17 protein-coding genes are annotated in these 18,870 nt (G+C 39.9%); 9 read left to right on the forward strand and 8 right to left on the reverse strand.

Annotated features, from left to right (window positions below; genetic code table 11):
• Positions 1-99: 99 nt before the first annotated feature.
• From MOMA_RS08155 to secB, 3 genes are all read left to right on the forward strand, one after another.
• A complete protein-coding gene (locus MOMA_RS08155; RefSeq protein ID WP_009502057.1) occupies positions 100-519 on the forward strand; it encodes a rhodanese-like domain-containing protein in 420 nt (139 codons plus the stop codon).
• Positions 520-688: 169 nt separating this feature from the next.
• Positions 689-952, forward strand: coding sequence for a glutaredoxin 3 (gene grxC / locus MOMA_RS08160; protein WP_009502058.1), 264 nt, complete (start codon positions 689-691; stop codon positions 950-952).
• Positions 953-1,077: 125 nt separating this feature from the next.
• On the forward strand, positions 1,078-1,521 hold the full coding sequence (gene secB, locus MOMA_RS08165) for a protein-export chaperone SecB (RefSeq protein WP_009502059.1): 444 nt from the start codon (positions 1,078-1,080) through the stop codon (positions 1,519-1,521).
• A gap of 93 nt (positions 1,522-1,614) precedes the next feature.
• Here the strand turns inward: secB and lysS are convergent, their stop codons facing one another.
• From lysS to prfA, 3 genes are all read right to left on the reverse strand, one after another.
• Positions 1,615-3,153 carry a lysine--tRNA ligase gene (lysS, locus tag MOMA_RS08170; RefSeq protein WP_009502060.1) on the reverse strand — a complete coding sequence of 513 codons (1,539 nt, stop codon included), beginning with the start codon at positions 3,151-3,153 and terminating at the stop codon, positions 1,615-1,617.
• Positions 3,154-3,173: 20 nt separating this feature from the next.
• Positions 3,174-5,021, reverse strand: coding sequence for an HpaII family restriction endonuclease (locus MOMA_RS09740; RefSeq protein WP_009502061.1), 1,848 nt, complete (start codon positions 5,019-5,021; stop codon positions 3,174-3,176).
• A gap of 91 nt (positions 5,022-5,112) precedes the next feature.
• Positions 5,113-6,195, reverse strand: coding sequence for a peptide chain release factor 1 (gene prfA / locus MOMA_RS08180; RefSeq protein ID WP_009502062.1), 1,083 nt, complete (start codon positions 6,193-6,195; stop codon positions 5,113-5,115).
• Between the two features lie 244 nt (positions 6,196-6,439).
• On the opposite strand from prfA, the gene pnuC reads away from it, so the two are divergent.
• On the forward strand, positions 6,440-7,153 hold the full coding sequence (pnuC, locus tag MOMA_RS08185; protein WP_009502063.1) for a nicotinamide riboside transporter PnuC: 714 nt from the start codon (positions 6,440-6,442) through the stop codon (positions 7,151-7,153).
• On the forward strand, positions 7,090-7,707 hold the full coding sequence (locus MOMA_RS08190) for an AAA family ATPase (RefSeq protein ID WP_009502064.1): 618 nt from the start codon (positions 7,090-7,092) through the stop codon (positions 7,705-7,707). The genes pnuC and MOMA_RS08190 overlap by 64 nt, the downstream gene beginning before the upstream one ends.
• A 70-nt stretch (positions 7,708-7,777) precedes the next feature.
• Here MOMA_RS08190 and MOMA_RS08195 read toward each other — a convergent pair whose 3' ends face one another.
• On the reverse strand, positions 7,778-8,155 hold the full coding sequence (locus tag MOMA_RS08195; RefSeq protein WP_009502065.1) for a rhodanese-like domain-containing protein: 378 nt from the start codon (positions 8,153-8,155) through the stop codon (positions 7,778-7,780).
• A gap of 280 nt (positions 8,156-8,435) precedes the next feature.
• On the opposite strand from MOMA_RS08195, the gene ccoS reads away from it, so the two are divergent.
• Complete coding sequence (gene ccoS / locus MOMA_RS08200) at positions 8,436-8,630, forward strand: cbb3-type cytochrome oxidase assembly protein CcoS (protein ID WP_009502066.1); 195 nt, start codon at positions 8,436-8,438, stop codon at positions 8,628-8,630.
• A 40-nt stretch (positions 8,631-8,670) separates the two neighbouring features.
• Entirely contained in the window at positions 8,671-9,495 is an 825-nt protein-coding gene (locus tag MOMA_RS08205) for a sulfite exporter TauE/SafE family protein (RefSeq protein WP_009502067.1), read from the forward strand.
• Between the two features lie 22 nt (positions 9,496-9,517).
• On the opposite strand, the gene MOMA_RS08210 is transcribed toward MOMA_RS08205, so the two are convergent.
• The 3 genes from MOMA_RS08210 to mfd all read right to left on the reverse strand — a co-directional run bounded on the left by MOMA_RS08210 (position 9,518) and on the right by mfd (position 13,895).
• Positions 9,518-9,886 (reverse strand): tautomerase family protein, encoded by a 369-nt coding sequence (locus tag MOMA_RS08210; protein ID WP_009502068.1) that lies wholly within the window; start codon positions 9,884-9,886, stop codon positions 9,518-9,520.
• Positions 9,887-9,958: 72 nt separating this feature from the next.
• Positions 9,959-10,150, reverse strand: a complete 192-nt coding sequence (locus MOMA_RS08215; RefSeq protein ID WP_009502069.1) for an oxidoreductase-like domain-containing protein — start codon at positions 10,148-10,150, stop codon at positions 9,959-9,961.
• 91 nt (positions 10,151-10,241) lie between these two features.
• Positions 10,242-13,895 (reverse strand): transcription-repair coupling factor, encoded by a 3,654-nt coding sequence (mfd, locus tag MOMA_RS08220; RefSeq protein WP_009502070.1) that lies wholly within the window; start codon positions 13,893-13,895, stop codon positions 10,242-10,244.
• 283 nt (positions 13,896-14,178) lie between these two features.
• Between mfd and MOMA_RS08225 the strand changes: the two genes are divergently transcribed.
• Both MOMA_RS08225 and MOMA_RS08230 read left to right on the forward strand, forming a co-directional pair.
• On the forward strand, positions 14,179-16,275 hold the full coding sequence (locus tag MOMA_RS08225; protein ID WP_009502071.1) for a TonB-dependent receptor plug domain-containing protein: 2,097 nt from the start codon (positions 14,179-14,181) through the stop codon (positions 16,273-16,275).
• Between the two features lie 136 nt (positions 16,276-16,411).
• Positions 16,412-17,668, forward strand: a complete 1,257-nt coding sequence (locus tag MOMA_RS08230) for an HmuY family protein (protein ID WP_009502072.1) — start codon at positions 16,412-16,414, stop codon at positions 17,666-17,668.
• A gap of 151 nt (positions 17,669-17,819) precedes the next feature.
• Here MOMA_RS08230 and MOMA_RS08235 read toward each other — a convergent pair whose 3' ends face one another.
• Positions 17,820-18,863, reverse strand: a complete 1,044-nt coding sequence (locus MOMA_RS08235; protein WP_009502073.1) for a type I glyceraldehyde-3-phosphate dehydrogenase — start codon at positions 18,861-18,863, stop codon at positions 17,820-17,822.
• Positions 18,864-18,870 lie beyond the last annotated feature (7 nt).

An 18,870-nucleotide genomic window follows, 5' to 3' on the forward strand; every position in this document is an offset into this window, starting at 1 on the left:
CAAGTTTTCATGTACAAGTTTTCATGTACAAGTTTTCACAGACACAAACTTAAGAGATTTTTAAATAAAATTGATTTTTAAATAAAATTGGAGACAACTTTGGAACGTTGGTTTGAATTTATGGGCAATCACCCATTTTTATTTGGCATTTTATTTGTGCTAATTGTGTTGTTTTTTATGATAGAAACCAAACGCGGAGGCAAAAAAATTAATCCAAATGCCGTAGGTCTTATGGTCAATAATGACAATGCCCAAATCATCGACGTTCGCCCCAAAAAAGACTTCGAAAAAGGCTATATCAAAGGCAGTCGCAATTTACCTTTTACCGATTTAAAAGATCACATTGACAGTCTAAAACAAGACAACCGTCCGCTAATTATCGTGTGTCAAATGGGCATGATGGCAGGCACTGTGGTGGCCATGATTGGCAAAGAAAATGTGTATCGATTAGATGGTGGCATTGCCAATTGGCAAGCTTCAGGTTTACCACTCGTCAGTGAAAAAGTGGTTAAAAAATAGATTTTTAGCAAAAAATTGGTGCAATTGGTAAATAATTGGTAAACAATGGCTTGAATTTAAAAAATCCAACCTTATTATTGTTATGATTGTTTTTTAACCGTTTTTAATTAAGACCAGTTTTAATCACAATGTTTTAATAACAACAATGTTTTAATAACAAGGATAAACAATGAAAACACCAGTTACCATTTATACCACGCCTTTTTGCCCTTATTGCATTCGTGCCAAACGCTTATTAAGCAATAAAGGTGTGGATTTTACCGAGATCAGCATATACGATGTGTCTGGCGAGGATCGAAAAGCCCTTGCCCAAAAAACCAATAATTATCGCACTGTGCCACAGATTTTTATTGGCGATCGATTTATTGGTGGCTCCGATGAGTTGGCAAAATTAGAACGCGAAAACCAACTTGAGGCTTTATTAAACGGTTAAGTGCTTATTTAACCATTAATTTTTTTAACCATTAATTTTTTAATCATCACATTTTCAACAATTAACAACGATAACTTTTTTTGTAACGATAACTTTGTAACTAACAATGCTTTGGGAGAAAAATCATGGCAGAAGAACAAACCTTACAACCACAACTTGCTTTAGAGCGTATCTATGTAAAAGACATGTCGCTTGAAGTTCCAGGTGCACAAGTGTTCACGCGTGAATGGCAACCAGAACTTGATATCAATTTATCAAGCAGTGCTGAAAAACTAGACGATGAGCATTATCAAATCGTGCTAACTGTAAATGTAACAGCAAATAATGGCGGTGAAACGGCTTTTATTGCAGAAGTACATCAAGCAGGGATTTTCATGATGCAACACATTCCTGAGGATCAAATGAATGCAATTTTGGGTGCGTATTGTCCAAATGTCTTATTCCCTTATGCACGTGAAGTCATTAGTGATATCGTAACGCGCGGTAGTTTCCCACAATTGTTGCTTGCCCCTGTAAATTTTGATCAAGCATACCAACAAAGTTTGGAACAAAATCAAAATCAGGCATAACTTTATCAAAAGACTTAAAAAAGAGCATTGTAAAAAAAAGAGCATTGTAAAAATGCTCTTTTTTTTACGCTTAAGTGCATTTCATTACATTTTTTATTCTTTTCTACGCATATGTGGGAATAAAATCACATCGCGAATGCTCGGAGCATTGGCAAATAACATCACCAAACGATCAATGCCAATGCCCTCGCCTGCCGTTGGTGGCAGTCCGTATTCCAACGCTTCGATAAACTCACCATCATAGTGCATGGCTTCGTCATCGCCTGCGTCTTTTTCGGCCACTTGTTGCCTAAAGCGTTCGGCTTGGTCAATGGGGTCATTTAATTCGCTAAAGCCGTTGGCAATTTCACGCCCACCGATAAACAATTCAAAACGGTCGGTAATTTCAGGGTTATCATCATTACGGCGAGCCAGTGGCGAGGTTTCGGCTGGATATTCAGTGATAAAAGTCGGCTGACGCAACTTGGTTTCGGCCGTTTCTTCAAAAATAATGGTTTGTAATTTGCCAATGCCAAAAATGTCTTTGACTTCCATGTGCAATTGATTTTTGACATAATCTGCCAAATAATCCCTGTCATTGATTTTATTCATGTCAAAATCTGTGGCGTATTTTTCAATGGCTTTGGTCATGGATAAGCGTGCAAATGGGGCTTTAAAGCTAAGTGCTTCGCCTTGGTAATTAAGCTTTGTGGTGCCAAGAATGTCCATTGCCAAAGTTTCCAGCATGTTTTCGGTCAATGTCATTAAGTCTTGATAGTCGGCATACGCTTCATAAAACTCGATCATGGTAAATTCTGGATTGTGGCGAGCGGAGACGCCTTCGTTGCGAAAGTTGCGGTTAATTTCAAACACCCGCTCAAAGCCGCCCACCACCAAGCGTTTTAAATAAAGCTCTGGGGCAATTCTTAAAAACAGTGGCATGTCCAACGCATTGTGATGGGTAACAAAGGGGCGTGCCACTGCACCACCTGGAATGACGTGCATCATCGGCGTTTCAACTTCCATAAACCGCTTATCCAGCATAAATTTGCGAATCCCTGCAATCACTTGACTGCGAATGATAAAAGTTTTGCGACTGTCATCATTGGTCATCAAATCGAGATGGCGACTGCGATAACGGGCTTCGGTATCGGCAAGGCCGTGGAATTTATCAGGCAGGGGGCGTAAAGATTTGGTTAAAAGTTGCACTGTTGTGGCGTGAACGGATAGCTCGCCTGTATTGGTGCGAAACAGATAGCCTTGTATGCCAACAATATCACCGATATCCCACGTTTTAAAATCGTTATAAATTTCATCACCTAAATCGTTTTTGCTCACATAGGCTTGGATTTTGCCACTCATATCAGCCAAAGTGATAAAACTGGCCTTGCCCATAATGCGTTTTAGCATGATACGTCCAGCTACCATAACCATAACTTTATCATTATCAGCAAGGGTTTGTTTGTCTTGATTGGCAAATTGTGTTTGTAAATCTTGGGCGTAATGCGTGCGTTTAAACTGATTGGGGTATGGATTGTTGCCTGCATCAATGATGGCTTGACGCTTAGTATGACGCTGTTTGATAAGTTCGTTTACGTCTTGAACTTCGGTCGTGTCTAAGGTTTGAATTTGGGTTTGGGTTTGATTTGACATAAAATTTCCTTCAAATGGTCTTAAGTTTTGCTAATTATGTTCTCGGTTTGGTTTTCTTGGTTTGGATTTTTGGGTTCAGCAAGGCGTAATTGTAAGTTTAACTTAAAATATACCTTATTTTTTTCTTGATAAATACTACCAAATCGGTGCCTTGTTGACGAGGGTGTGTCAAAAAATGTATTTTGATAGAAAAAATCTTTGAGCGTTTTATCCTGCTTAGTATGATAAAATAACAGCTCGCCTTGATGATTGATAAGCAAAACAGAATTGGCTGATAGTTCACCTGACCAAACTTGGGTTGGAAATATACCCAGCACCGTGCATTTGACAAAATCCCTTAAGCGACATTCGATCTGCTCGGCTTTTTTTGGTGGTTGTATCTGACTAAATTGGTATAAATATTTACCAAACTGTTTTTTAAAAAAACCTAACAAGGCTTGGGCTAAAATTTCAGGCATGAGTGAATCCACTTTTCTAAGCGTGGATTCATAAAGATGATTTTCACACGCCACAAATTCAAATACGCCACCATGTTGCTCAATTTTCTCTATGCGATCTTTGATTTTAGCAGAGGTTTGAATTTGGTTAATCTCATCAATTTTAGTGGCGTCCAATCCTTTGATTTCAAAAATAAAATTTGTGGCTTGAGAAGCATTGGATAAGGCTTGGATATGCATCACATCACTTGAAAAAGTGGCTCTGCTTTCACGAATGGTAGTGAAAATTTCGTTCAGTTCGGTTTGATTAACAACGTCTTGTAATGGTATTTTTCTTGCCAAATGATGATTGGCAAAAATCTCAATTTCACTTTGGGTTAAATCAATGTCTTTAGTGGCGGTATGAATTTTTGTAACCAAAACTTGATCTTGAGTTGCTTTGGCGTAAGAATCTCCATAAGGCAAAATACGCTGATGAATCAGTTTTAATAATGCATAAATTTCGCTTAACTCGCCTTTATTGCATTTTATGGGCGTTTTTTGTATGATTTCACTTGGTTTGTGTTCATCAATAGATTGTAACTGCTCTATCATAACCTTGGCAATTTGTCTTACCACCTCAACACAAACGCTATTGCCAAGCTGTTTCATAGCTTGGGTTTTTGATACAGGAAATTCAAAGCTGTCAGGATAGGTCATCATACGTTTTGCCTCGCTAAGGCCAATTCGTCGCACTTCGCCTGCCACGCGATAAAATTCCCAATTACGTCTATCATCAATGGGTGAACCTTTTCCGCCCACGCGTAAAGTAAAGCCAATTTGCTTTTCACAAGGGGCGTTAAAAATATCCGACATGGTGTATGTTAAAGGCATTTTTGGCGGAAAATTAAAGCTAATTTGGCTTGAGATGTCTTTTTTAAATCCAACTAAAAAAACCCTAGGTCTGTGCTGAGGCACGTTATAATCACTGGCTTTTAATACTTGATGTTGCACCACATAACCTGCTTTATCAAGCAAAGTTAAGATTGTTGCGTAGGTTTTACCATCATCATGATTAACCAAATGACGCACATTTTCCAAGATAAAGGCTTTGGGCTTTTTGGCTTCTAAAATATCCACAATGCAAAAAAATAAATTGCCACGCTCTGAATCTGCACCGTCCTGAAAGCCTTTTTTTAAGCCTGCTTGTGAAAAGGGCTGACAAGGAAATCCTGCACACAAAATATCGTGATCAGGAATATGTTCTGGGGCAATTTTACGAATGTCTTCATTCAACTCAAACTGCGTGGTATCAAAGTTTTTGCGATAGGTTTGGCGAGCGTGGCTGTCTTTTTCTGAAGCAAAAACGCATTTTGCACCAAGATCCGATAAAGCAAGGTGAAAGCCGCCAATGCCTGCAAATAAATCAACAAAGGTAAGCAATTTTGCCATTATACCGCCCTTTCGCCCAAAATTTTACCAAGCAAGTTTGATACAATTTTTAGTTTTATACAATTTTTTATACAAAATTTTTTATACAAAATCACCCATCACCACCCACACTTGCCATCAAATCCGCCTGATGTTCACGCAGTAGACTATCGATAAGTTCGGTTAAATCACCTTGCATGATCGCATCTAATTTGTACAAGGTTAAATTGATGCGATGATCGGTCATTCGCCCTTGCGGAAAATTATAAGTGCGAATGCGTTCAGAGCGGTCGCCACTGCCTACCAAATTGCGTCGCATATCGCTGCTGGCGTCAATTTGTTTTTGCACTTTTTCTTGGACAATTTTGGCAACCAACATTTTCATGGCTTTGTCTTTATTGGCATGTTGAGAGCGTTCTTGTTGGCATTCTACCACAGTGCCTGTGGGAATGTGAGTAATGCGCACGGCCGAATCGGTTTTGTTAATATGTTGCCCCCCTGCCCCACTTGCACGGTAAGTATCAATGCGCAAATCGCTCGGATTAATCTCCACACTGTCATCAATTTCTATTTCAGGCATAACCGCCACGGTACACGCCGAGGTATGCACTCGCCCTTGGCTTTCGGTTTCTGGCACACGTTGCACGCGGTGTACGCCACTTTCAAACTTTAAGCGTCCATAGACACCATTGCCTGACACTCGGCTAATGATCTCTTTATAACCTCCATGTTCTGCTTCATTGGCAGACAAAACCTCCACTTGCCAGCCTTGTGATTGGGCGTATTTTTCATACATACGAAACAAATCACCACTAAAAATCCCCGCCTCATCACCGCCTGTGCCTGCACGAATTTCCAAAAACGCCATTGCTTTATCATTTGGATCTTTTGGCAACATCATGACATTTAATGCTTCGGTTAAAGCGTCAATTTTGGCTTTGACAGATTGGATTTCTTCTTGTGCCAAATCTTTCATATCAGGATCGCTTAGCATTTCTTCAGCACAAGCCAAATCATCTTCTGCCTGAATAAAGGCATGCCACGTTGCAACAAGATCGGATAGATCACTGTGCTCTACCGACAATTGCCGAAATTTTTTATTATCCGACATGGTTTCTGGATCAGACAATAAAGCCGTTACCTCTTCAAATCGGTCAGCCATTTGGTCCAGACGAACTCGCAAACTTTCTTTCATGATTTTTTACAATGCTTAATAAATAAATCATCTATTTTGCCACAAAATCAGAAATTTTGCATGGATTTTGTTGTTTTTTTTACGGATTTTTTTGCAATTTTTAGCAAAAAAACCATGATTTAAACCAATTTAAAATAATTTGGCGGTTTTTACGGATTTTATGTTGGATTTTATGTTATAGTGTAGCAAATTTTAAAAACCATAACTTTAAAAACCATAACTTTAAACAAGCAACCTACTTAACATGAGTGATTTTTTTAACCATCTGTTCGCCCAACTTTTTGCCCAATATCAAGCGTACACGCCCATGTTAATGGCGTTAGAACTGATTGCCAGTGTGTTCGGACTGATTTCTGTGCTGTTGTCAAAACGTGGCAATGTGTTGGTATTTCCTGTCGGTTTGATTAGCACAGGCTTGTATGTGTATTTACTTTGGCAATGGCAATTATTTGGAGATATGTTGATTAATGTTTATTATTCAGCAATGGCAATTTTTGGTTGGATAAATTGGCAACAAAATCAACAGAATCAACAAATTGTAACAATTAGCACCACCACTTTGAAAGAATGGCAACAACTTGGTCTGATCGCAATTGGCAGTTTTATTTTTGTCGGCGTTGTGTATTATTTTAAACCTTTTATTAACAATCATTTTAGCATGACTGGGGTTAGTTTGGGTTTTTCGCACTTTGTTTGGACAGATTATGTCGATATTTTAACCACAGGATTGTTTTTGGTAGGCATGCTGTTAATGGCAAATCGCAAAATTGAAAACTGGCTTGTGTGGATCGCAGCCGATGCTATCAGTGTGCCACTGTATTTTTACAAAGGCATAATTTTTACTTCCGTGCAGTATTTTTTATTTACCCTTGTGGCAATTTTAGGCTATTTGTCATGGCAAAAACTACTCGTTCAGCAACATTTAACTCAACACCAAAACCTGCAAACCACGCTCTAAGCATACCAAAACCTGTGCTTACCAAGGTTAAAAAAGTACTGATTTTGGGAGCAGAATGCACAGGCAAAAGCACGTTGGCACAAGATTTGGGTGCGTATTTTACCACGCCGATTGTTAACGAGTACATGCGTACTTATTTGACAGAAAAACCAAGCAATTATACATGCCAATGGGTTGATTTATTGCCAATTGCCGTCGGACAAATGATACATGAAAACCAAGCCGTTAGCCTGGCAGAAACTCAAAACCTGCCGTATGTTTTTTGTGATACAGGCTTGTTTGAGATCATGGTGTACAGTCATTGGTATTTTAATGCCTGTCCAAAAGAAATTGAACAACACGCCAACCAATACCGCTATGATTTGGTGCTATTAACCGATAATTTTGGCATACAATGGGTAGCAGATACCATGCGAGATTTACCAAACGGACATGATAAAATGCACCAAACTTTTGTTAAGTTTTTAAACGCCCATCGTATGGAGTTTGTTGCCATATCTGGCAACCGAAAGCAACGCGTACAAAATGTGGTGAATTTATTAGCCAAACTTTAAACTTAAGTTATTTGGGTTAAACTTAAGTTATTTTAATTAAGTTATTTTAAGCAAGGTTTTATTTTCACGTCTAATTTTGCACTTCTACATTGCTATAACCTGCTGATTGCAACTCATTTTTGGCTTTTTCGGCACGACTGCTGGCACCGCTGTATAGCTTGATGTTGTCGGATTTGCTTATGCCTTGACTGCTAATTTTTGTAACGATTTCGCTATGTGGAATGTTAATTGCACCACTGGGGTGATTCATTTGGTATTCTTCTGGCGTGCGAACGTCAATCACCACGGTTTTGGCTTGCACGCTCGGTAACAACAAAAATCCTGCCAACACAAGCGATGCGATAAATAACGGCTTTTTAGCAAATTTTAAGGATTTTAACAGATTTTGCTTAACTGGATTTTGCTTAGGCTTTGATGCGGTTGTTTTTGACGCGGTTGTTTTTGACATAACTGTTCAACTTTATTTAACTAAAAATTTAGTGATTAATCCTATCATAGCACACTTTATTAACATTAAACATTGTAAAAATGTTTTTTAATTGTAAATGTAAAATTTGCTAAGATGTTGTATTTTTTTACAAAAATTTGGTGTATAATAAGACAAAACGTTACAACATAACATTCATAATTTTTTATTCTTATTAAAAACTTGTTAAAAACTTTGTTGTTAAAAACTTTGTTAAAAAACCAAGTACTTTTCACCCTTAATCTTTACAAAGCTGTATGCCATGCAAAGCATTTATTTTTTAATTCCAATCAGTTTAGTCATGTTTGTTTGTGCAATTTTTGCAATTTATTATGCAATAAAATCTCGCCAATTTGACGATTTGGACAACGAATCTCAACGCGTTATTCTTGACGATCGCCAATTTCGACGTAAGCAACTAAAATCAGCATCAACAGCACCAAACATTCAAAAATAACAGCAAAAATATAGCAAAACTCATAAATTCTGGAGAAAATATGACTGTAGCACTCTTATTAATGGCACTTGGCATGGGTTTTTTTGGTTCACCACATTGTTTGGGCATGTGTGGTGGCATTGTAACAGCGTTTGGCATGTCTATGCAGTCGCTATCGCCAGCACAAAAAACACGCTTAATCATCACTTATCATTTTGGGCGTTTAACCAGTTATGCAATTTTGGGCGTGATAGCAGCACTGATTGGCACAACGGTATTACAGCCCTTATTGGTCAACAATAATTTACCCAGAATATTAGTCGGTGGCGTGTTGGTTTTGGTTGGTTTGTCTATGCTTGGATTGCCGTTTTTAAACCGATTAGAAAAAGCAGGGGCAAAACTGTGGCAAGCAATGTCGCCTTTGCGTCAAAAAATCTTTCCACTAAACACCATGCCAAAAGCACTTGGTGCAGGGTTGTTATGGGGATTTTTGCCCTGTGGCTTGGTATATGGTGCATTGCTTATAGCTGTGGTGGGTCGTGATACATTGACAGGGGCTATGTTAATGTTTGCCTTTGGACTTGGTACATTGCCAATGCTCCTTGCCACACAAGGCACAGTAGCAGCACTACAATCTCGGATTAAACGCTTTCGCTTACGTCAAGCCAATGCAGTTGTTATGTCATTATCAGGGCTTGCGGTGATTTTTTTACCAATGACAATGCACCACGGATCGCACGGCCATCACCATCATCATCACCACATGCCAGCCCATGTTGAACATTCACACCAAGATTCTACACAAGAAATGCACCATCATGATCATGAACATTCTCACCATCATGAACATGGACACGATCACAGCTTGCACCATCATGCACATTAAAAATCCAAAAGTGCAAGTTTAACTAAATAGATTGTTTAACATATTGATGTGATAGTTCGGTAGTATTAATGGTAATTTGTAGTTTTTGGGCGGTGTCAAGCCGCTCAATGTGTTTGACATGATGTACAATACTGTCAAAAATACGCGAAATGAGATCGGCTTTGGTGGTGTCATTTCGCCCACTCATCAGATAAAACTGCACAGAAATAAAACTGTCCTCGCCTGTTGTTATACCAACAAGGCTATGCGATGCTTGACGAATATGGCTTTTGATGGCCGTTGCGTTTTCAAATTCACCCGTTTGCCACAGGCTTTCATTAATTGCTTGTAATAGCACATTAGGCTGTTTTAATTGAATGTCTTGACTGGTTTCAATGACAATGTGTGGCATAATTTTTTCCTTGATAAGGTTAACTAAATATCAGATTAATTGAACAAATTTTTTAAAAAACCAACAAAAAAATTAGCCAACAGGTTTTGCCAATTCATTGAGTCGTTGCAGGCGTTTTTGTTGCTCGTCATAGGCTTGTTTTTGTATGCGATAAATTTCATAAACGCACAGTTCTTCACAGCCGTTATTGCAACACTCCCAATCTTCAGGATAAATGGGCTCTTCTATTAGGCGTTCGCCATTAGGCAATTGGTTTGTTGTCATACAATTGTTTCATTTTATTGTTTCATTTCATTTTTTCATTTTATTGCTTGATTTTATTGCACAAAATCAAAAGCCGATTTTAATAGCCAGTTTATACCGTGGTTGCCAATTTTTCAAGCAAACTTTTGATAAACTCAATGCGTTTTTGTACATTTGCCAAATTTTGTTCATCAAAAACTTTTAATCTGGTTGCCCCATACATTTTAAATTTGCTCGGATTTGCCTGAATCAAGCCAATGATCGTCATCGCATCTACAGGCGTATCGACTGAAAAATCCAGTACAGCCACGCACGCATTGGCATCGATCTTATCAATTGCCAACGCTTCTGCCATAAGCCTAAGTTTGTGAATGGCAAACAAATTTTTAACCGGATCGGGCAAACTGCCAAAACGATCGAGCATTTCACTGCGTACATGAATTAACTCATCATGATTTTGTGCATTGCTAATTTTTTTGTAAAACAACAGACGCTGATGCACATCACCCAAATAATCATCAGGAATAAGCGCCGAACAATGCAAGTTAATGTCGCTTGTTAGTGATAGTGGCATGTGCAAATTTGGCTGCTTGCCTGCTTTAATTGCTTTGGTTGCACGGTGAAGCATATCCATGTACAGATTAAAACCGATCGCTTGCATGTTGCCACTTTGTTGTTTGCCAAGCAATTCACCCGCCCCACGAATCTCCAAATCTTCACCAGCAAGCATAAAACCTGCACCAAGCGTATTAGCCTTGCTAATTGCGTCTAAGCGTTTTTTGGCATCACCGGTTAAGCCTTTGATAGAGGGTATAATCAGATAACAGTAGGCTTGATGATGGCTGCGCCCCACACGACCACGCAATTGGTGCAGCTGGGCCAGGCCAAATTTATCCGCACGATTGATCACAATTGTGTTGGCATTTGGAATGTCAATGCCTGTTTCAATGATGGTGGTACAAACAAGCACATTGTGTTTTTTGTGATAAAAATTTTGCATAACCTGCTCAAGATCACGCTCTTTCATCTGGCCGTGGGCTATCGCCACGCGAGCTTCAGGCAACATTTCTTGTACAGTTTGTGCCATACGTTCAATACTTGCAACATCATTGTGCACCAAATAAACCTGCCCACCACGCAACAGTTCACGCAATATTGCCTCTTTCATCAAAGAGGTGCTTTTTTGCACAACAAACGTTTTGATCGCAAGCCGTCTGGCCGGCGGTGTTGCAATGATAGACATGTTTTTCATGCCTGATAACGCCATGTTTAAGGTGCGTGGAATGGGCGTAGCCGTCATGGATAACACATCTACATCGGATTGCAAGGCCTTTATCCGCTCTTTATCACGCACGCCAAAACGGTGCTCTTCATCAATAATCATCAATCCCAACTTAGCAAAACGAATGTCATCTTGCAATAAGCGGTGCGTGCCAATGATAATGTCAATATTACCCATTGCCAAATCATGAATAATTTTATCATGCTGTTTTTTTGTGCCAAAACGTGATAGGCTTTCAATACGCACCGCCCAATCGGCAAATCTGTCCATAAAATTATCTTCATGTTGCCCTGCCAACAGTGTCGTTGGTACAAGCACCGCCACCTGATAGCCGGCTTGCACTGCAATAAACGCCGCTCGCATTGCCACTTCGGTTTTGCCAAAACCAACATCACCGCATATCAGGCGATCCATCGGCTTGTTTTGTTTCATATCATGAATAACCGCCTCAATGGCATTTGTCTGATCGGGCGTTTCTTCAAAAGCAAATTGACTGGCAAACAAATCATACAAAATCGGATCGATGCCAAAATTTATCCCCACTTTGGCATCACGACATGCCTGCACATGAAGCAATTCAGCTGCCACATCGTGGATTTGTGCCAAGGCCTTTTGTTTGGCTTTATCCCATTTGCCACTGCCAATATGATGAAGTGGCACAGATGACTTATCACCGCCTGCATAGCGACTGATAAGCTGTAAACTTGACACAGGCACATAAATACTGGCATCATCGGCATATTTTAGATGAATAAATTCTTGCAACTGCTTGTCAATTTCAAGCACGGTCAATCCATGATAACGCCCAATGCCATGCTCAATATGCACCACAGGATCGCCAATGTTTAACTCACTGACTGATTTTAGCAAAAATTCATCAGACACATCGCTTTGACGGCGGCGACGCGTTTGCAATACTTGCCTACCAAACAGATCCGCTTCAGAAATAATTGCCAATTCACCGGGTAAATACGCACCACGGTCAATCGGTGCAACGGTTATCGCAAGTTTTACAGTGGCTGTTTTTTGTACAATGGCTGTTTTTGGTAAATCCGTGTCATTTTCTAAAAATTGCTCTAAACTATCAACCAAAACCAAATCTGCTTTATTTTGCAATGCCCTGCTTTGTAACAATTCGGTTAAAATTTCGCGGCGTCCTGCGGTTTCTGCTACGATTAGCACCGGTTTTTGTTGCTTTGCCAAAAAATCCAACAAGTGTTGTAGCGGTTCGGTAAATTTATGGTTTACCGTCAAAATTGGCAACTCGCTAAAGGCTGCGTTAATTGCCCCGGCTCGCTTGGCAACCGCTGTCTCGCTGACAATAATTTTGGCAAAATCTTGCAAATGCTCATAAAAAATCTGTGGGGTTAGATACAATTGTTCTGGTGCAACAATGGGTTTTGTGATGTCATGACGCCTGTCGTTGTAACGCGTTTGTACTTGTTGCCAAAAACTATCCAGTGCTGTGTCAAATGCCTCGTCCAAAACAAACAAACTGTTGTTTGGTAAATAACCAAAAAAATCCGAACCATTTTGCCAAATGTCAGGTTCAAAAAATAACGGCTGATAATATTCTACTCCGGCAGGGGCAATGCCTTGCATCACATCATTAAACAATTCAAATTTTCTGGCACTGGTATGCACAAAAGCACTGGCAAAATTGGCTCTAAAGGTTTCTTTTGCACTTTCTAGTGGCATTTCCTTGGCCGGTAAAATTTTAAAACTGGCAATTTTTCCTAAATTTTTACTTAAATAAGTCTTAAAATTTGCGTATAAAGCCGGATCATTTTGTTGCAATTCATCTACATCGGTTTGGGTTAAACTGCGTTGGGTTTGTGGGTTAAAAAACCGAATGCTGTCAATTTCATCATCAAACAATTCTAAACGCACAGGAAACGGTTGACCAACTGCAAACAAATCCATAACGCTGCCACGCACCGCAAATTCACCCGGTTCAAACACATTATCCACTGCATGATAACCTGCCTGTACAAGGCGTTCGCGCTGAAAATCCAAATCAAACACCTGCCCCACTGATAAATCAAAATGTTGTCCAATTAGCCACGATTTAGGTGCAACGCGGTGCATTAAAGTCTGCACACTAAGCAACAAAACTCCCGTTGTTGGCATATTTGTCAACAAACGAATGCGTTCGGCAATGATATCCTGGTGAGGCGACAATTCATCATAAGTCAATGTCTCCCAGTCCGGAAATACATAAGCATCAACCCCACAAAATCGCAATTCGGTTTCTAACTGATTTAGGCGGTTTTGGTCAGTTGTAATGACAACTTTTAAAGCACTGCTTTGTGAACATTGAGATGAGTGTGAACATTGAGACGGGTTTTGGTTTAAACTGGCAAGCCACATCGCCAAACTTAAACCTTGCAAATTACCAAGCCTGCGTTTTTCAACGGGCTTGATTGGATCGGCAAACAATTGACTGTTAATACTGTGAAATAATGGAACGAATGGATTTTTCATTGGCTGGCTGTCTGTTTAAGGATTGTCTAAGTATCGGTTGTCTAAGTACTGAGTAAAAATTTATCGCTATTATGGGTTGTGTTCATGAATTTTTAAAGAGGTTGTTGGGTTGTTTTTGTAAAGATACACAATTTTATCGTTGTCAAGATTTTATTTATAAATGATAATTATTTGCATTTATGTCTTGATTATTCTGTAACTTTATAGTAAAGTTACTCGCGGTAAAATTTTAGCAATATTTGTTACCTTTAATCAATCTTTTTACATTCAATTTGGATAAACTATGTCAATTCGTGCCAAAAAACCACCGTATTTTGCGGTTAAATTGCCAAGTTTATCCACGCTTAGCCTTGCCGTTTTGCTTAGCCAAGCAAGTTTTGCCCAAAGCACCATCGATACCAACTTACCAACCGTTATGCTTGACACCATCGTCATCAGTGCCAGCCGCACCGAAAAAGGCGTCAAAGAAGCCCCGATTCCCGTTACCGTCATCAGCAAAAAACAGCTTGAGCAGCACCAAGCACGCACCTTAAAACAAGCCTTAGAATTGTTGCCACAAGTACAACTTCGCCCCTTACACGGCAAAACTGGCTACGAAGTGGTCATGCAAGGGCTTGATGGCAATCAAGTGTTGGTGTTGATTGACGGCTTGCCAATCACCGCAAGCACAGGCTCTACGGTGAATTTAAATCAATATTTAAACGCCGATGTGGAGCAAATTGAGGTGATTCAAGGGGCATCGTCAGCACAATATGGCAGCTCGGCGATGGGCGGGGTGATTAACGTCATCACCAAACGATTAACGCCCAATGACAACCGCATCACAGGGCGAATTGCAGCCGATGTTGGCACAAATTTTGCCCAAAATCCATCAGGCAACTCCTTAGATGACAATTATCGCCTTATCGAAGCCAGTAGTGACATCGCTTTTGACAAACAAGGCGAATGGCTTGCTCGCATTTCGGCGTCAAAACTTGACGATAAAGGCTTAAGTTTAGATAACAAACAATGGGGCAGATTAAAAGACAACAGCCAACAAACCCAAGCGGTTGCTAAGTTGCAATACGCCCCCAAGGCAACAAATTTACAAAACATTTGGCTTGAAGTGGGCGATTATAAAGAAGTGGATATTGGACGTTTTAATAGAAGCCGTGGCCCGCAAACTTATCCAAATTTACGCAAAGAAGAGATTGACAAACGGCGGTTTTCGGCAGGATTTAGTCATCAATTTAACGAGTTAACCGGCGGACTTAAAAATTCCAAATTGCAAGGAACAAAGCTACAAGGCTCGTTGCTATCAGAAAATTACGACAGCTTTGCCAATACGTCAGTTTTAGGCACAACCACCATAGAACGGAATGCCAAAATCACCACTCAATTGGGTCAATTGCAATTAGACTTACCCGCCACACAGCTGGTTAATCAAACGCATTTGCCCCAATTTGGCGTAAGTTACCGCAAAGACGGCTTACGCCAAACCAACAACGGCAAAAGCGAGCTCAAAGGCGATGATGTCAGCCGCAACGTGCAAGAAATTTACGCCCAAGATGATTGGCTGATTGGTGATAATTTGGAAGTTTTGGCAGGGGCAAGGTATCAGTATGATAGTGATTTTGGCAATCATGTTGCCCCCAAAGTTTCGCTAAAATACGATTATGTGGGTGATACAGGCGTGCGGCATATTTGGCGGGCAAGCGTTGGCAGCGGCTACCGGGTGCCAGATTTAAAAGAGCGGTATTATTTATTTGACCACAGCACCTATGGCTACAAAGTGCTTGGCAACCCTGCCTTGACGCCTGAAACTTCCACCAGTTATCAAATTGGCTACCAAAGCGATTTACAGCCCAATTTATCCTTGGCGGTCAATCTGTTTTACAACGACATCAAAGATTTAATCCAAGTTGACAGTACTAAGCCCAGCCATTATGAAGGCGATGTCATGGTGTTTCAGTACGAAAACGTCGCAGGAGCCAAAACTTATGGCGGCGATGTGGCGATTGGTTGGCAGCCTTGGCAAAATTTGGATTTACAAATCAATTATGGTTATTTAGGCACGCTAAACAAACTCAAAAACACGCCTTTGACAAATCGCCCAAAACACAAAGCGGGGCTAACTGCCAATTATGACGTTTCTGACGCTTTAAGATGGATTAACAAATTGACTTACGAAGACAAGCATTTATTAAGCACAAGCGATAACAGCTATTCGCCAGCTTGGTGGATTTGGAATACTGGGCTTGATTATCAAGTCAATAAACAACTGGGCGTGCACACATCGGTTAACAACGTTTTGAACAAACAAAGAGACGTGAAAGATAAAAACGATCAAAGCAACATTGATAATCGCCAATGGCTGATTGGAGCAAGTTATCAGTTTTAGTTGTGGTATTTTACATTTTTTCTAACGATAGTTTAACAATATTTTTAGTTTTAACAATATTTTTAGTTTTAACAATATTTTTAGTTTTAACAATATTTTTAGTTTTAATAACAGTTTTAACAACAGGAGCAATATCATGCAAAAACAACTCACACTGTTATCAATCGCCTTACTTAGCACAGCCTTAGTCGCTTGTGGTGGTGGCGGTGAGGGCAGTTCAAACCAAAGTAGTAAGAACAACGCTGGCAAACACAATACTGGTAAACACAGCAACGGCTCAAGCACCAACACAGGCAAAAACACTGGCAAATTTACTCAATCGGCAAAATGGGTCATCAACACCGAAGCCAACTCATTAAACGCAGCCACTCCAAAAGTGTATTGCTATGATTTTGACGGCAAAGCTGAGGTTGGTTGTGATACCGACACTTGGGATTTAAAATTTGACAATTCAGGCAAATACGTACCCAAACTATGGTCAAACAGTGGCGTTAGTGGTGATGGTAAAGGTGGTGTGTTTGGTCTGCTTAAATGGTCAGACTTAAAAACCTTTACCGATGCAACCCTTGATCCTAAAAGCAAACACAGCATTGTCAATCATTATCAAGTGGATAAAAAAGGCAGTATTTTTGACACACAAAAATGGTATGAATACAATGCCACAAGCCACCAATTATCACCCAACAACCGTGTCTATCTTATCACCACCGACAATACAAGCCCTACCACACAAAGCTCGGTGCAATTGCCAATCTTTGCTGTGCAAGTCATCAATTATTATAGTGCAGCAGGCGTATCAGGACACCCAACTTTACGTTGGATTGATACCGCCACACCAAACAACGTTAAAACCAAAACCTTTGACGCATCAGCAACCACGCAATACATCAACCTAAAAACCGGCGAAACCACCACCGAAAATGGCGATTGGCATATTGCACTGGATCGCTTTAATGTCAGACTAAACGGCGGCACGGGCAGTAAAAAGAAAGTGGCTGGATTTTTGGCAAAAACCCCGGCAGGCTATTATGACACCAATAACAAGCCCATTACCGATAAATTTAATAAAGACAACAAAACCGAAAGCCTTGCTGATTTAACCAATGTAGCCGGTTATAAGCTACCAACGTCTGCAAAAGACTGGGTATCTGATAAAAAACGTTCCGCATTAAATGCGTATAACAACCAAAACCCATTTGATCTTGGTTGGTATGTTTATAGTTTGGTCAATCATAAACTTGTTGCAAAAACCGATGACGATGCACAAGGGGCATTATTACGCTCCTCTACAGGTGATAGTTATGCTCGCATGCGTTTGGCAGAAATTCAATACAAAGAAAATGCAACATCACCAAATGCTTGGGTATTTGAGTTTGACATTCAACCAAAATAACCAACCAAAATAACGCACAATTTTAATCAATGTTTTAAGTAATTATAAAAAATAGCCTGTTGATATGGGCTATTTTTTATTAGCTTAGCTTTTTATTAGCTTAGCTTTTTATTAGCTTAGTTATTAGCTTAGCGTTTTATTAGCTTGGTTATTAACTTAGCTTTTGGCACATATCTAACATTCGATTGGCATAACCCCATTCGTTATCATACCACGCAAACACCTTAAACTGCTTACTATCACCTACGCCAACTGACATGGTTTGTAAACTGTCAATAATCAGCGAATACGGTTCATGAACAAAATCACTGGACACCAAGGGTTCATCAGTATAGCCCATAATGCCAAACAATTCTTGCTCGCTTGCTTGTTTTAACACTTGGTTAATGCCACAAACGTCAGTCAACTTGTCAAAAACAAAAGCAACATCAATACTTGCAACATCAAGAGTCGGTACACGCAACGAATGTCCATTGATTTTGCCTTGCATGCTTGGCAATACTCGCTCGACCGCCCCAATGCTGCTAGATGTAGTAGGAATAATATTAAAGCCGGCCGCTCTGGCGCGACGTAAATCACGATGCACTTGATCAAGCACATTTTGATCGGCAGTTACCGCATGAATTTCAGTAAGCATGGCATTTTTTACCCCAAATGCCTTATCCAACACAGCCAACAAGGGTACCAACGCTTGCGTGGTACACGACACTCCAGACACAATTGCTTTATCACGGCTTAATTCATAATCATTTACCCCAATCACAACACTTGCATCCACTGTATCAAACGGGGCAGAACCAATAATTACCTGTCTTGCCCCTGCGTAAATATGCTGATAAGCATTGTTATAACTGCGAAAATACCCTGTACTTTCCAGTACAATATCCACCCCAAAATTTCGCCAATTAAGGTTTTTTGGATCAGCTTGTTGCAACACATGAATAACATGCACTTGCCCGTTGATCTTAATGTTAAATTGATTGTTGTTTAAACAAATATCCACATCAAATCGGCTGTTTAAACGCCCATGCGTGCTGTCATATTTTAACAAATGTAACAAAACATCAGCACTTGCCACATCGTTGATTGCCACAATGCAAAAATTTTGCGGACAATTGTTTGCCAAACGCTGCAAATACGCACGCAATACATTTCGTCCAATTCGCCCAAAACCATTGATTGCCAAAGCCTGCATAAACCAT

The organism is Moraxella macacae 0408225 (genome assembly GCF_000320365.1).
GTDB lineage: Bacteria > Pseudomonadota > Gammaproteobacteria > Pseudomonadales > Moraxellaceae > Faucicola > Faucicola macacae.

Coding starts and splice junctions, on each gene's coding strand:
- MOMA_RS08215 (WP_009502069.1), bottom strand. CDS start 10,150: ATGACAACAAACCAATTGCCTAATGGCGAACGCCTAATAGAAGAGCCC.
- MOMA_RS08210 (WP_009502068.1), bottom strand. CDS start 9,886: ATGCCACACATTGTCATTGAAACCAGTCAAGACATTCAATTAAAACAG.
- secB (WP_009502059.1), top strand. CDS start 1,078: ATGGCAGAAGAACAAACCTTACAACCACAACTTGCTTTAGAGCGTATC.
- MOMA_RS08225 (WP_009502071.1), top strand. CDS start 14,179: ATGTCAATTCGTGCCAAAAAACCACCGTATTTTGCGGTTAAATTGCCA.
- MOMA_RS08195 (WP_009502065.1), bottom strand. CDS start 8,155: ATGTCAAAAACAACCGCGTCAAAAACAACCGCATCAAAGCCTAAGCAA.
- MOMA_RS09740 (WP_009502061.1), bottom strand. CDS start 5,021: ATGGCAAAATTGCTTACCTTTGTTGATTTATTTGCAGGCATTGGCGGC.
- lysS (WP_009502060.1), bottom strand. CDS start 3,153: ATGTCAAATCAAACCCAAACCCAAATTCAAACCTTAGACACGACCGAA.
- mfd (WP_009502070.1), bottom strand. CDS start 13,895: ATGAAAAATCCATTCGTTCCATTATTTCACAGTATTAACAGTCAATTG.
- pnuC (WP_009502063.1), top strand. CDS start 6,440: ATGAGTGATTTTTTTAACCATCTGTTCGCCCAACTTTTTGCCCAATAT.
- ccoS (WP_009502066.1), top strand. CDS start 8,436: ATGCAAAGCATTTATTTTTTAATTCCAATCAGTTTAGTCATGTTTGTT.
- prfA (WP_009502062.1), bottom strand. CDS start 6,195: ATGAAAGAAAGTTTGCGAGTTCGTCTGGACCAAATGGCTGACCGATTT.
- MOMA_RS08190 (WP_009502064.1), top strand. CDS start 7,090: ATGGCAAAAACTACTCGTTCAGCAACATTTAACTCAACACCAAAACCT.
- grxC (WP_009502058.1), top strand. CDS start 689: ATGAAAACACCAGTTACCATTTATACCACGCCTTTTTGCCCTTATTGC.
- MOMA_RS08230 (WP_009502072.1), top strand. CDS start 16,412: ATGCAAAAACAACTCACACTGTTATCAATCGCCTTACTTAGCACAGCC.
- MOMA_RS08205 (WP_009502067.1), top strand. CDS start 8,671: ATGACTGTAGCACTCTTATTAATGGCACTTGGCATGGGTTTTTTTGGT.
- MOMA_RS08235 (WP_009502073.1), bottom strand. CDS start 18,863: ATGCAGGCTTTGGCAATCAATGGTTTTGGGCGAATTGGACGAAATGTA.